Here is a 12,649-nt window from a genome sequence, read left to right as displayed (position 1 = left end):
CGTCATGGACCAGCAACTGATCACGGGCTATGCCCCTGCCCCGGTCGCCGCCCGTATGGAGAACCACGGCGCCAGCATGCTCAAGGTCGCCATGCAGAGCGGCCAGGACCTCTTCGCCCGCACCGGCTCGATGGTGGCGTACGAGGGCTTCGTGCAGTACGAGCCGAACCCGCCCGCGGTGCGCCAGATGGCCTCCCAGTGGCTGACCGGTGAGGGCGCCCCCCTCATGAGGTGCAGCGGCGACGGGCTGCTCTACCTTGCCGACTACGGGGCGAATGTCGTCTGCATCAATCTGAACGGCGACGCGCTGTCGGTCAACGGCACCAATCTGCTCGCCTTCGACGCGCACCTCCAGTGGGGCGTCGAGCGGGTCAAGGGCATCGCCAAGTTCGCGGGACAGGGCCTGTTCAACGTGGGCGTCTCCGGCAACGGATGGGTCGCCCTGACCTCCCGGGGCACCCCCATCGTCGTCGACTGCGGACGCGGTGAGGACGAGACCTATGTCGACCCGGACGCCCTCGTCGCCTGGTCCACCGGCCTCAAGGTGAAGGGCAAGCGCAGCTTCAAGGCGTCGTCCCTGATCGGCAGGGGCAGCGGCGAGGCGTATCAGCTCGGCTTCTCCGGGCAGGGCTTCGTCGTCGTACAGCCCAGTGAGGACAGCACCGACCGGCTCCGGGCGCGGGGCTGAGGGGGAGGGAGACAGCATGCAGAGCCCGCTCTTCGGCTTCACGGAGAACCAGACCCAGGACCGTTACGCGTTGCAGAACCCGCAGCTGCTGCGGGTCGCCCTCAGCGGCCATGAGGATGTGCTCGCCCGTAAGGGCAGCATGGTCGCCTATCAGGGGCTGATCGAGTTCGACGGCGAGTACCAGACGCCGGGGCAGCAGCGGGCCCGTGCCCGCACCGGCGAGGCGCTCGATCTGATGCGCTGCTCCGGGCAGGGCACGGTCTATCTCGCCAACCTCGCCCAGCACATCCATGTGGTGGACGTGGACCACGACGGGCTGACCGTCGACAGCTCCTATGTCATCGCCCTCGACTCCACGCTCCACTGGGAGGCGATCGCGGTGGACAGCCAGTACGGAATCTCCGGCTCCGGCAAGTACAACGTCAATATCTCCGGCCGGGGCAAGGTCGCGCTGATGACCTCGGGTCAGCCGCTGATGCTCCAGGTCACGCCCGACAAGTACGTCAACGTGGACGCGGACGCCATCGTCGCCTGGTCCAGCTCGCTGCGGGTCCAGATGCAGGCACAGACGCACTCCTCGGGCGTCTGGCGGCGGCGCGGCAACACCGGGGAGGGCTGGGAGCTCAGCTTCCTCGGCCAGGGCTACGCCCTCGTCCAGCCCAGCGAGCTCCTCCCGCCGCAGAACGCGGTGCTCGGCGGCGGCGTGGCCGCGCAGTTCGGCATGGGCCAGCAGGGTGCCCGGGGACAGAACCAGGGCAACATCTTCAGCAACTGAACAGCTGAGCCTCGGCGGGCCCCGCACCGCGGCGGGCCCCGCACCACCGCGGTGCGGGGCCCGGCCATGTGCTCGGCTCAGACCAGTGCCCGGGTACGGGTCACCAGATGCCGCACCGACGCGTCGGCCACGTCCGCCACCGCGTCGTAGGCGAACCAGCGCAGATCCAGCGACTCATCGCTGATCGCCGCCACCGCGCCCCGCGGCGCCACCGCCGCGTACTGCACATCCAGGTGCCAGGCGCACGGCGTGTGGTGCCGGTCGAGCCGCACCGGGCCGCCCGGCAGCAGGGTCAGCCCCTCGATGCCGGACTCCTCGGTGGCCTCGCGCAGCGCCGCGTCCGCGAGGGTGGCGTCGTCCGGCTCGCAGTGGCCGCCCATCTGGAGCCACATCCCCAGCTTCCGATGCAGGGTGAGCAGCACCCGCTCACGGTTCGGGTCGATCACCAGCGCGCTCGCCGTGAGATGCCCGTCCCGGCAGGCTTTCCACAGACCGTCCGGATACGCGGCCAGATGGTCGCCGTACTCCAGCCGCAGCCGCTCCTGTTCGGCGTCGGGCGCGGGCCACTGGGCGAGGACCCGCGCCGCGTCGGTGTGAAGACTCACCTCTCGCCGTCGCCCCGGTCGCCCTTGCCGTCGCTCTCGCCGCCGTCCTCATGGCCGCCGGCGTCGTCCTTGTCGCGGTCGTCCGACGCCTTCGGGGCCCCGCCGCCCGCCGCCTCGCCGAGCATCTTGTCCAGCTCGGAGAAGTCCAGCTGCTCGCGGTGGACGAAGCCGTCCGGGTCGTCGAGGTCCTGCGCGGTCGGCAGCATGTCGGGGTGCCCCCACAGCCCGTCGCGTCCCTCCATACCGCGGGCGTCGGCCAGCGAGGCCCACAGCCGGGAGGCGTCCCGCAGCCGGCGCGGCCGCAGCTCCAGGCCGATCAGCGTGGCGAAGGTCTGCTCGGCGGGCCCGCCGCTCGCCCGGCGCCGCCGCAGCGTCTCGCGCAGGGCGCCCGCGGACGGCAGATGGGGCGCGGCCGCGGCGTGCACCACCGCGTCCACCCAGCCCTCCACCAGGGCGAGGGCAGTCTCCAGACGCGCCAGCGCGGCCTTCTGCTCGGGGGTGTCCTCCGGCTGGAACATGCCCTGCTGAAGGGCTTCCTGCAGCTGCTCGGGGTGGGTCGGGTCGAGCTGGCCGACCGCGTCCTCCAGCTTGGCCGTGTCGACCTTGATCCCGCGCGCGTACCCCTCGACGGCGCCGAAGAGATGCGAGCGCAGCCACGGCACATGCGCGAACAGCCGCTGATGGGCCGCCTCGCGCAGCGCCAGATACAGCCGGACCTCTTCCTTGGGGACGCCGAGGCCGGCGCCGAGCGCGGCGATGTTCACCGGGAGCAGCGCCGCCTTGCCCGCCGGGCCGAGCGGCAGCCCGATATCGGTCGAGCCGACCACCTCGCCGGCCAGCACGCCGACCGCCTGCCCGATCTGGGTGCCGAACATGGCGCCCCCCATGGAGCGCATCATCCCGAGCAGCGGGCCGGCCATGGCCTGCATCTCCTCGGGGAGCACATCGCCCATGGCGGCACCGACCCGCTCGGCGACCGGGTCCACCAGGTCCTTCCACACCGGCAGGGTCGCCTCGACCCACTCGGCGCGGCTCCAGGCCACCGCGGCGGCCGAGCCCGAGGGCAGCGAGGTGGCGCCGTCCAGCCACAGGTCGGCCAGGCGCACGGCTTCCTGGACCGCGTCGCGGTCGGCGGTGCCGACGCTCTCGTCCTTGGTGCCGTCGGCGGTGCCGCGCGCGACCGTCTGCCGCGCGATGTCCTTGGCCATGTCCCAGTTCACCGGGCCGCCCTCGTACGAGAGCATCTGCCCGAGCTGCTGGAAGGCGGCGCCAAGATCGCCCGGGTTCAGCGATCCGAACATCGCGGCGAACGGATTCTCCGCGCCGCCGGCTCCGCCCGCGCCGCCGGACCCGAAGGGATTCGCGGGGCCCTGCTCGCCGCCCTGGCCGCCCTTCTTCTTGCCGTCGTCGCCGTCCTCCGGCTCCTCCGGCGGAAGGCCGAATCCAAATGGGGAGTCACTCACGGGTTTCCTCGGCTCGTTGGGCCACCGGCCCCGGGCCGGCGGCGGATGCCCGACATCACCCCCCAGCCTAGACACCTCGCCGGTTTCCGGGCTCGGTGCTTCGCTGATCGCCGCCCTGCGGCAGGATGGACGTCACCTGGTATGCACGCGTCGGTGCGCTGCGTACTGAAGACAACCGCTGGAGACGCCCGGTGAGTTCCCCAGACCGAGAAGTTCGCCCTGCGCGAAACGATACGGCCCGTACCGCACGACGAACCGTCGTGGCGGTCACCGGTGCCGCCTCGGGCCCCGGTGCCCTGCTCACGCAGCGGCTCGCGGAGTCCGAGGAGATCAAGCATGTGGTGGCCATCGACGAGCGCCGCGGTGAGGTGACCGAGGCGCAGTGGCATGTGCTGGACGTCCGCGATCCGGCCATCGCGGAGAAGCTGCGCGGCGCCGATGTCGTGGTGCACCTCGCGGTCGACCTCGATCTGGGGACCGACCCCGCCGCCCGCACCGCGTACAACGTGCGCGGCACCCAGACCGTGCTGACGGCCGCGGCGGCCGCCGGGGTCCACCGGGTGGTGCTGTGCACCTCCGCGATGGTCTACGGGGCGCTCGCCGACAACGACGTTCCGCTCGCCGAGGACGCGGAGCTGCGGGCGACCGCCGAGGCCACCGGGGTCGGCGATCTGCTGGAGATCGAGCGGCTCGGGGAGCGTGCGCCCCGCGCGCACCCCGGGCTGAATGTCACCGTGGTGCGCCCCGCGATCCTGGTCGGCGGCACCGACACCGCGCTGACCCGCTACTTCGAGTCGCCGCGTTTGCTCGTCGTCGCCGGATCCCGCCCCACCTGGCAGTTCTGCCATATGGAAGACCTGGTCAGCGCGCTGGAGTACGCCGCCCTGGAGAAGGTCGAGGGCGAGCTCGCGGTGGGCTGCGAGGGCTGGCTGGAGCAGGAGGAGGTCGAGGAGCTGTCCGGAATCCGGCGCATGGAGTTGCCGTCGGCGGTCGCGCTGGGCGCCGCCTCCCGGCTGCACCGGCTGGGGCTCACGCCGTCCCCGGCCGGCGATCTCGCGTACACGATGCACCCCTGGGCGGTCAGCGGCAGCAGGCTGCACGGGGCGGGCTGGCGGCCCCGCTGGACCAATGAGGAAGTCCTCGCCGAGCTGCTGGAGGAGGTATCCGGCCGCCATACGGTCGCCGGCCGGCGGCTGGGCCGCAAGGACGCCACCACGCTCGGCGCCGCGGGCGCGACCGTGGCCCTGGTGGGCACCGCCGCGATCGTGCGGCGCGCCCGCAAGGCACGGCGCAGGGCCTGAGAGGGCCCGCTTCGGACAAGAGTTTCCGCGATCCGGTATTTCATGGGAACGGGGCGGTGCGGCACGATGGACGGCATGGCACATCCGTACGATCACCCGGGCGAGCACGCGGCGGACGACCCCATCCGGCTGCTCGCCGTCCGTGACACCCCGCTGTCCGTGGACGAGGTGTTCGGGGCGGTCGGCGACGCCGCCGCGGGCGGCACGGCGCTCTTCGTGGGCACCGTACGCAACCACGACGGGGGCGCGGAGGTGGGCGCCCTCGGCTACTCCGCCCATCCCACCGCCGAAGCCGAGCTGCGCCGCGTGGCCGAGAAGGTCGCGGCCGACTTTCCGGTGCGTGCGCTGGCCGCCGTGCACCGGGTGGGGGATCTGGTGATCGGCGATCTGGCCGTGGTGGTGGCTGTCTCCTGTCCGCACCGCGCGGAGGCGTTCGCCGCCTGCCGTCGTCTGATCGACGACCTCAAGCGTGAGGTCCCGATCTGGAAGCATCAGACGTTCGCGGACGGTACCGAGGAATGGGTCGGGGCATAAGGCGCGGACGAGCCTGTGGCGCCCGGTGGGCTCTGAAGGGTGTACTCCGCTTGCGTAACCCGCACCCTGCCGTGAGCGTTGAGCTGGCAGAGCATTAATCTGCTGATCTGTCAGTCGCTGTTCTTCAGTCGCGGTTCTTACAGGGGACGGGAGGCCGCTGTGGGTGCGCTTCTCTGGTTGCTCATACCAGTGTTCGCGGCGATAGCCGCGCTCATATACGCCGGTATCGCCGCCCGCGCCGGCAAACGCAAGAGCGGGGGAGACGTCGAGGAACTGGCTGGATACGCGCGCTTCCGTGAGGCGATGGAGCGCGGGCACGCCGATTCGGACGCCGCCTGAGCGCCCGCCGACGCCCCTCAGACGGACGGCCCCGGGGGTGGACTGATGCACGCGTCCCGTACTGTCGTTCCATGCCACGCCGCACTGCGACGATGCTCGCCTCCCTTCTGATGCTGATCGCGCTGCTTTGCGCCGGGGTGTTGATTCCGGTGCCGTACGCGGAGATGTCGCCGGGACCGACGTACAACACCCTGGGTGAGCACAACGGCGAGTGCGTTCTGCAGGTCTCCGGTCACAAGGACTGTGAGACGACCGGCGGGCACCTCAACATGACCACCGTCCGGGTCACCGGCTCCGAGTACCGGATGAACCTCGTGGAGGCCGTCTACGGCTGGCTGGCGCACGATGACGTGGTCGTGCCGCACAGCACCCTCTACCCGGACGACAAGACCCCGGACGAGGTGAACCAGCAGAACGCCGAGGAGTTCACCCAGTCCCAGGAGAGCGCCAAGGTGGCGGCGCTCAAGGCGCTGAAGAAGCCGGTCACCGCGCATGTCATCGTCGGCATCGTGGTGAAGGGCAGCCCGTCCGAGGGCCGGCTGCACGCGGGCGATGTGATCAAGTCGGTGGACGGTACGGCGGTGCGCGCGCCCGAGGACGTCGCCAAGCTGGTCACCAAGCACAAGCCCGGCCAGAAGGTGGTCTTCGCGGTCGTGCCGGCCAAGGCGGCCGCGGCGGCGGAGAAGGCCGGCAAGCAGCCCACCGGCGAGAAGCGGGTCACCCTCACCACCAAGAAGGCCGACCAGGGCCCGGCCCGGGCCATCGTGGGGATTCAGGCCGGGACCGACTACACCTTCCCGGTCCGCATCGACATCAAGCTGGCCGACGTGGGTGGGCCCAGCGCGGGTCTGATGTTCGCACTGGGACTCGTGGACCGGATGTCGCCCGGCGATCTGACCGGCGGCAAGTTCATCGCGGGCACCGGCACCATCGACGACAAGGGCACCGTCGGCCCGATCGGCGGGATCGAGATGAAGACGATCGGCGCGCGGAACGCGGGCGCCCGCTTCTTCCTCACGCCCAAGGAGAACTGCGCGGCCGCGGCCAAGGATGTGCCGGACGGCCTGCGGCTGGTGAAGGTGCACACCATCGACGACGCCCTGAGCGCCCTGAAGAAGATCCGTAAGGGGGACACCGCAGGCCTGCCGACATGCTCGGCGAGCTGAGGCGGCGCGCCCCCTCGCGGGCTCCGCTCCCGGGGTCAGTCGGTGGCGAAGGTGGCGGCCAGCGCGTCCGCGAGCCCCGGCACCAGACCGGCCCCGGTCAGCACCTCCGTCGGGGAGTCCTTCTCGCGCAGCCGCACGGCGGCGTCGCGCGACCCGTCCCGTAGGACGGCGACCGTCATCCGGACCTCCTGGCGCTCCGGGTGCTTGGCGACCCAGTCGGCGAGCCGGGACTCGTCCAGGTCCTTGGGGACGGAGTCCTCGGCGGACGGCGGCAGCATCAGCCGCTCCACGGTCATGGCGCAGCCGATCACGGCGTCGGGCCAGGCGATGGTGGCGAGGAACTCGTCGAGCGGGGTGCCGGCGGGCAGCTCGTCCTGCTCGATAGGGGTCAGTGCGGCGGCTGCCTCACCGCCTTCGTCCAGGCCGAGCTGGGCGGCGAGGCCGGGCTCCTGGGCGCGCAGCTGGGCGGTGTCGACAAGGGCGAAGAGCCGGGCGGGCTGGTCCCAGCCGAGTCCGGAGGCGTACTCGTCGATCTCGAGAACGGCTCGGGTCAGCGGATTGGCGGCCAGCGGGTCGGTTCCGGGGGTTGCGTTGGACATGGTTCATATCGTGCCCTGATCGGACCCGGAAACGGGAACTGAGTAAAGCCTGAGTAAGTTGCATCAGGTGGGCCCTCCTGTGTCCGGGCCCCTCAATCGACAGCGAACTTCGAGGTGCGCACCTTGGCTTTCCAGATGCCGGACCGCGGCGGAGGCCCGACGGGGCCGCGGATCAGAGTCGGCCGACCGTCCCGGCGTGTCCGGACCCTGCTCATGACCCTGGGTGTGCTGGCCGTGCTGGCCATGCTCTTCGTCATGTTTGCCGGTTTTTGGGCGGATTGGCTCTGGTATCGCTCACTTCATTACTCTTCGGTCTTCAGCACCACGCTGAAGACCAAAATCGGCCTGTTCTTCGTCTTCGGCGTGCTGATGGCGGCGGCCGTCGGGGTCAACATCTGGCTGGCGCACCGGCTGCGGCCGCCGCTCAGCGCGATGTCGCTGGAGCAGCAGAGCCTCGACCGCTACCGGATGGGCATCGCCCCGTTCAAGAAGTGGGTGTTGCTCGCGGTCACCGCCCTGGTCGGGCTGATCGCGGGTGCCTCCGCGGCCGGCCAGTGGCGGATCTGGCTGCTGTGGGTCAACGGTGTGCCGTTCGGCCAGAAGGACCCGCAGTTCCACAAGGACGTGGCGTTCTTCGCTTTCGATCTGCCCTGGTACCGCTTTCTGCTGAGCTTCGGCTTCGCGGCCACGGTGCTCTCGCTGATCGCCGCCGCCCTGGTGCACTACCTCTACGGCGGGCTGCGGGTCACCAGCCCGGGAGCCCGCGCGACCGCGGCGGCCACCGGCCATCTGTCGGTGCTGCTGGGTGTGTTCGTCGCCCTCAAGGCGGTCGCGTACTGGCTGGACCGGTACGGCCTGGCGGTGAAGTCGAGCGATTTCAAGGCGACCGGCAACTGGACGGGTCTGCGCTATGTGGACGCCAACGCCTATCTGCCCGCGAAGACGATCCTGTTCTGCATCGCGGTCATCTGCGCGCTGCTCTTCTTCGCCACGCTGTGGCGGCGGACCTGGCAGCTGCCGGTCATCGGCTTCGGGCTGATGGTGCTCTCGGCGATCCTCATCGGCGGGCTCTACCCGGCGATCGTGCAGAAGTTCCAGGTCCAGCCGAACGAACAGGCCAAGGAAGCGCCGTACATCCAGAAGAACATCGAGGCCACGCGGAAGGCGTACGGCATCGATGACTCCAAGGTGGCGGACTACTCGGGCCGGACCGACGACAAGGGCGGCGCCGAGCTCCGGCAGACGGCCGACGCGACGGCCAGCTACCGGCTGATCGATCCGAGCATCGTCTCGCCGACCTTCCAGCAGCTCCAGCAGAAGCGCAAGTACTACCAGTTCCCCTCGACTCTGGACGTCGACCGCTACAAGGGGCCCGACGGCAAGGATCAGGACACCGTCGTCGGGGTGCGTGAGCTCAACCTCAACGGCATCCCGAAGCGGAACTGGATCAACGACCACTTCACCTACACCCATGGTTACGGTGTGGTGGCGGCCAAGGGGGCCACCCCGGACCCCAAGTCGGACCAGGCGGGGGCCCCGGCCTTCACCGAGGCCGGGCTGCCCACCACCGGGCGTCCCCCCGGGAGCGGGATCGGCACCTACGAGCAGCAGGTCTACTACGGCGAGAAGACCGAGCAGTACTCGATAGTCGGCGGTCCCCAGAAGGAGCTGGACTACGAGGACAACGGCGAGAGGACCACAAGCTACAAGGGCAAGAGCGGGGTCAGCCTCTCCAATCCGGTCAACCGCGCCGCCTACGCCGTGGCCTTCGGCGAGCCGCAGATCCTCTACTCGGGCGCCATCGGCGACGGCTCGCGAATTCTCTACAACCGCACGCCCAAGGAGCGCGTCGAGAAGGTCGCCCCCTGGCTGACCATCGACGGTGATGCCTATCCGGCGGTGGTCCACAACCGCATCAAGTGGGTCGTCGACGCGTACACCACGACCAACGGCTATCCGTACGCGTCGCGGACGACGCTGGGCGACAGCACGGCCGACTCGCTGAGCGGCGACGACCGCTCGGTGGTCGCGCAGCAGAACAAGGTCAACTACATCCGGAACTCGGTGAAGGCGACCGTCGACGCCTACGACGGATCCGTCGACCTCTACGAGTGGGACACCAAGGACCCGGTGCTCAAGACCTGGGAGAAGGCGTTCCCCGGCACGGTCAAGCCGAAGGGGCAGATCAGCAGCCAGCTGAAGGAGCATCTGCGCTATCCGCAGGATCTGTTCAAGGTCCAGCGCGAGTTGCTGACCCGCTACCACGTCACCGACCCCAAGCAGTTCTACAGCGGCAGTGACGCCTGGCAGGTGCCGGATGACCCGACCCGCAAGGACGGCAGCGCGGTCCCGCCGTACTACCTGAGCATGAGGATGCCCGATCAGCGGTCGCAGGCCTTCTCGCTGACGACGACCTTCACGCCCAACGGCCGGCCCACGCTCGGGGCGTTCATGTCGGTCGACGCCGACGCCAAGAGCAAGGACTACGGCACGATAAGGATGCTCAAGGTCACCAATGACGTGCCCGGTCCGCAGCAGGTGCAGAGCAAGCTGAACGGCACGCCCGAGGTCGCCGAGTTCGTCCGCAACCTGAGAGGCACCGACTCGGACATCGAGTACGGCAATCTGCTGACGGTCCCGTTCAACGGCGGGTTCCTGTATATCGAGCCGGTGTACGCCCGGGGCGGCAACTCCAACTACCCGCTGCTGAAGAAGGTGGGAGTCTCCTACAACGGCAACGAGCCGGTCTTCAAGGGCACCTTGGGCGAGGCTCTGGACGCCGTCTTCGGAGAGTCGTCCGACGAGCAGCGGCCGCCCGGCGACGGCACCCAGAAGCCGAGCGCCGACCCGACGGTGCAACAGGCCCTCAAGGACGCCCAGCAGGCGTGGGAGGACAGCCAGCGGGCCCTGGAGCAGAAGCCGCAGGACTGGCAGGCGTACGGCAAGGCCCAGAACGAGCTCAAGGAGGCGCTGGACAAGGCGGCCAAGGCGGAGCGGAAGGCCGCCGGGAAGCAGGGCGCCAAGCAGGGGCGGAAGCAGAACCAGCCACAGAGCCAGGGGGCGCCGGGCAAGGGCGGCTGACCGCCCCCACCTGGGGCAACGGCCGAGCGGCCGGACCTGCGCGCCGTGGTACGGTGGTGTCACAACGGCGCGGGGTGGAGCAGCTCGGTAGCTCGCTGGGCTCATAACCCAGAGGTCGCAGGTTCAAATCCTGTCCCCGCTACTGACAGACAAGGCCCGGATCCGCAAGGATCCGGGCCTTGTTGTGTGTTCTGTGAGCGTCCACTCGGGGAATGCGATTACAAGCGTTTGGGTTGTCTCTCTGTGGGCATGTCGACAAAACGCTGAAGTGACCTCCCTGGCTGCGGTATACCAGGTGTACGCCGGATGCGAGAGATGCCACGATGGGATTTATGGGGGACAGGGTCAGTCTGTTGGAAACAGGGCGTTTTGCGCACACGCATGACGATGCCGAGGAAGAGACGCGGCACCGGCGTGCGGCCGAGTCCGGCGACACCGCCGCGATGAGCGCACTCGGCGCGCTGCTGCTGCGCCGTGGCGACCTCGATGGCGCCGAACCGCATCTGCGCGCCGCCTCGGCCGCGGGCGACCGCGCCGCCGCCAACAACCTCGGCGTCCTGCTGCACCAGCGTGGCTACGCCGACGAGGCGGCCGGCTGGTGGCGCGTCGCCGCCGTCGCCGGATCCGCCGCCGCGGCCCACGCCCTCGGCCGCCACCACCGTGAGCGGGGCGATGAGCCCGCCGCCGAGTACTGGCTGCGCCAGTCCGCCGAGTCCGGGCACACCCTGGGCGCGTACGCGCTCGCCGATCTGCTGGAGCACCGCAGCGACATCGGTGCCGAGCGCTGGTTCCGTACGGCAGCCGAGCGCGGCCACCGCGAGGCCGCGTACCGGCTCGCCCGCATCCTCGACCGCACCGCCGACGAGGAGGCCGGGGCCGAGCCCCGCGGCGGCGGCGTTGACGCGGAGCCGGAGGAGGCCGAGCAGTGGTACCGGCAGGCCGCCGCGCGCGGCCACCGGCGCGCCGCCCTGCACCTCGGCACGCTGCTGGAGAAGCGCGGTGAGAGCCAGGAGGCCGGCCGCTGGTACCTGATGTCCGCCAAGGACGGCGAGCCCCGCGCGGCCTGCGCGCTCGCCTTCCTGCTGCGGGACGCGGGCGACACCGACAGCGCCGCCGTCTGGTGGCACCGCGCCGCCCAGGACGGCGACGGTAACGCCGCCAACGCGCTGGGCGCACTGCACGCCGACCGCGGCGAGACCCAGACCGCCGAGCGCTGGTACCGGGCCGCGCTCGACGCCGGGGACATCAACGGCGCGTACAACCTCGGGCTGCTCTGCGCCGAGCAGGGCCGTACCGCGCAGGCCGAGCAGTGGTACCGCCGCGCCGCCTACGCCGGGCACCGGGAGGCCGCCAACGCGGTCGCCGTACTGCTGCTGCAGCGCGGTGACGCGGCGGGGGCCGAGCCCTGGTTCTCCAAGGCGGCCGAGGCGGGCAGCGTCGACGCCGCGTTCAACCTGGGGATCCTGTACGCGGGCCGGGGGGAGGAGCGGGCCGCCCGGCAGTGGTACGAGCGGGCCGCCGCCGCCGGGCACACCGAGGCGGCGCTCCAGGTCGGCATCGCCCTGCTGCGGGACGGCGACGGCCAGGCGGCCGAGCGCCATCTGCGGTGCGCGGCCGGCCGCGGCAGCGCCGAGGCAGCCTTCCGGCTGGCCGCGCTGCTGGACCGCTCGTCGGTGGGTGACGGTGCGGGGCACGGCACCGGGACCGGTTTCCGCACCGGGGCCCGGCTGGGCGGCGGCCCGGCGGCGGACGAAGCCGAGGACGGGTCCGTGCCCGACGTCCCCGAGTACGAGGAGTGGTACGAGCGGGCCGCGCGCCAGGGCCATCGGCGTGCCCAGGTGCGCGTGGGCATGCTCGCGGCCGCCCGCGGCGATGTGGTCGAGGCCGCGCGCTGGTACCGCATGGCCGCCGAGGCGGGCAGCAGCAACGGCGCGTTCAACCTGGGGCTGCTGCTGGCCCGGGAGGGCAGCGAGCCGGAGGCCGCCCTGTGGTGGACCCGCGCTGCCGGGGCCGGGCACGGCCGTGCCGCCCTGCGGCTCGCGCTCCTCGCGGCCCGCAGGGGTGCGCTCACCGAGGGGCAGCGGTGGTGCGCCCGGGC

Annotated in this window: 11 protein-coding genes and 1 tRNA gene; 9 read left to right on the top strand and 3 right to left on the bottom strand. The window is 70.9% G+C overall.

The genetic code is table 11. The features are described 5' to 3' along the window. Positions 1-4: 4 nt before the first annotated feature. Both ABZU99_RS01705 and ABZU99_RS01700 read left to right on the top strand, forming a co-directional pair. Positions 5-688, top strand: a complete 684-nt coding sequence (locus ABZU99_RS01705; RefSeq protein ID WP_355943213.1) for an AIM24 family protein — start codon at positions 5-7, stop codon at positions 686-688. A gap of 16 nt (positions 689-704) precedes the next feature. Continuing rightward, positions 705-1,463: an AIM24 family protein gene (locus tag ABZU99_RS01700; protein ID WP_355943211.1), complete on the top strand. Its 759-nt coding sequence runs from the start codon at positions 705-707 to the stop codon at positions 1,461-1,463. Positions 1,464-1,540: 77 nt separating this feature from the next. On the opposite strand, the gene ABZU99_RS01695 is transcribed toward ABZU99_RS01700, so the two are convergent. Next, on the bottom strand, positions 1,541-2,068 hold the full coding sequence (locus ABZU99_RS01695; protein WP_355943210.1) for an NUDIX hydrolase: 528 nt from the start codon (positions 2,066-2,068) through the stop codon (positions 1,541-1,543). Further along, positions 2,065-3,531 (bottom strand): zinc-dependent metalloprotease, encoded by a 1,467-nt coding sequence (locus ABZU99_RS01690; protein WP_355943208.1) that lies wholly within the window; start codon positions 3,529-3,531, stop codon positions 2,065-2,067. Before ABZU99_RS01690 ends, ABZU99_RS01695 begins: the two co-directional genes overlap by 4 nt. A 191-nt stretch (positions 3,532-3,722) precedes the next feature. Between ABZU99_RS01690 and ABZU99_RS01685 the strand changes: the two genes are divergently transcribed. The 4 genes from ABZU99_RS01685 (at position 3,723) to ABZU99_RS01670 (ending at position 6,871) form a co-directional block, all read left to right on the top strand. After that, positions 3,723-4,832, top strand: coding sequence for an SDR family oxidoreductase (locus ABZU99_RS01685; RefSeq protein WP_356227668.1), 1,110 nt, complete (start codon positions 3,723-3,725; stop codon positions 4,830-4,832). Between the two features lie 66 nt (positions 4,833-4,898). Continuing rightward, a complete protein-coding gene (locus ABZU99_RS01680) occupies positions 4,899-5,366 on the top strand; it encodes a molybdenum cofactor biosynthesis protein MoaE (protein WP_355943205.1) in 468 nt (155 codons plus the stop codon). Between the two features lie 159 nt (positions 5,367-5,525). Then, positions 5,526-5,705, top strand: a complete 180-nt coding sequence (locus ABZU99_RS01675; RefSeq protein ID WP_355943204.1) for a hypothetical protein — start codon at positions 5,526-5,528, stop codon at positions 5,703-5,705. 71 nt (positions 5,706-5,776) lie between these two features. Then, the gene (locus tag ABZU99_RS01670) at positions 5,777-6,871 is read left to right on the top strand and encodes a S16 family serine protease (protein WP_355943202.1); all 1,095 of its coding nucleotides are present in this window, start codon (positions 5,777-5,779) and stop codon (positions 6,869-6,871) included. A 35-nt stretch (positions 6,872-6,906) separates the two neighbouring features. Here the strand turns inward: ABZU99_RS01670 and ABZU99_RS01665 are convergent, their stop codons facing one another. Next, positions 6,907-7,470 carry a PPA1309 family protein gene (locus tag ABZU99_RS01665; RefSeq protein ID WP_355943200.1) on the bottom strand — a complete coding sequence of 188 codons (564 nt, stop codon included), beginning with the start codon at positions 7,468-7,470 and terminating at the stop codon, positions 6,907-6,909. Positions 7,471-7,605: 135 nt separating this feature from the next. Between ABZU99_RS01665 and ABZU99_RS01660 the strand changes: the two genes are divergently transcribed. From ABZU99_RS01660 to ABZU99_RS01650, 3 genes are all read left to right on the top strand, one after another. Next, positions 7,606-10,551, top strand: a complete 2,946-nt coding sequence (locus ABZU99_RS01660; protein ID WP_355943660.1) for a UPF0182 family protein — start codon at positions 7,606-7,608, stop codon at positions 10,549-10,551. A gap of 68 nt (positions 10,552-10,619) precedes the next feature. Continuing rightward, positions 10,620-10,693 (top strand) — tRNA-Met (locus ABZU99_RS01655). 181 nt (positions 10,694-10,874) lie between these two features. Continuing rightward, positions 10,875-12,649, top strand: a 1,775-nt coding sequence (locus ABZU99_RS01650; protein ID WP_356227666.1) for a tetratricopeptide repeat protein, incomplete at its 3' end; no start/stop codon positions are given.

It is taken from the genome of Streptomyces sp. NPDC005266, from assembly GCF_040607655.1.
Lineage (GTDB): Bacteria > Actinomycetota > Actinomycetes > Streptomycetales > Streptomycetaceae > Streptomyces.
The sequence above is the reverse complement of the archived record's forward strand: the minus strand, read 5'-3'. Positions and strand labels throughout refer to the sequence as shown.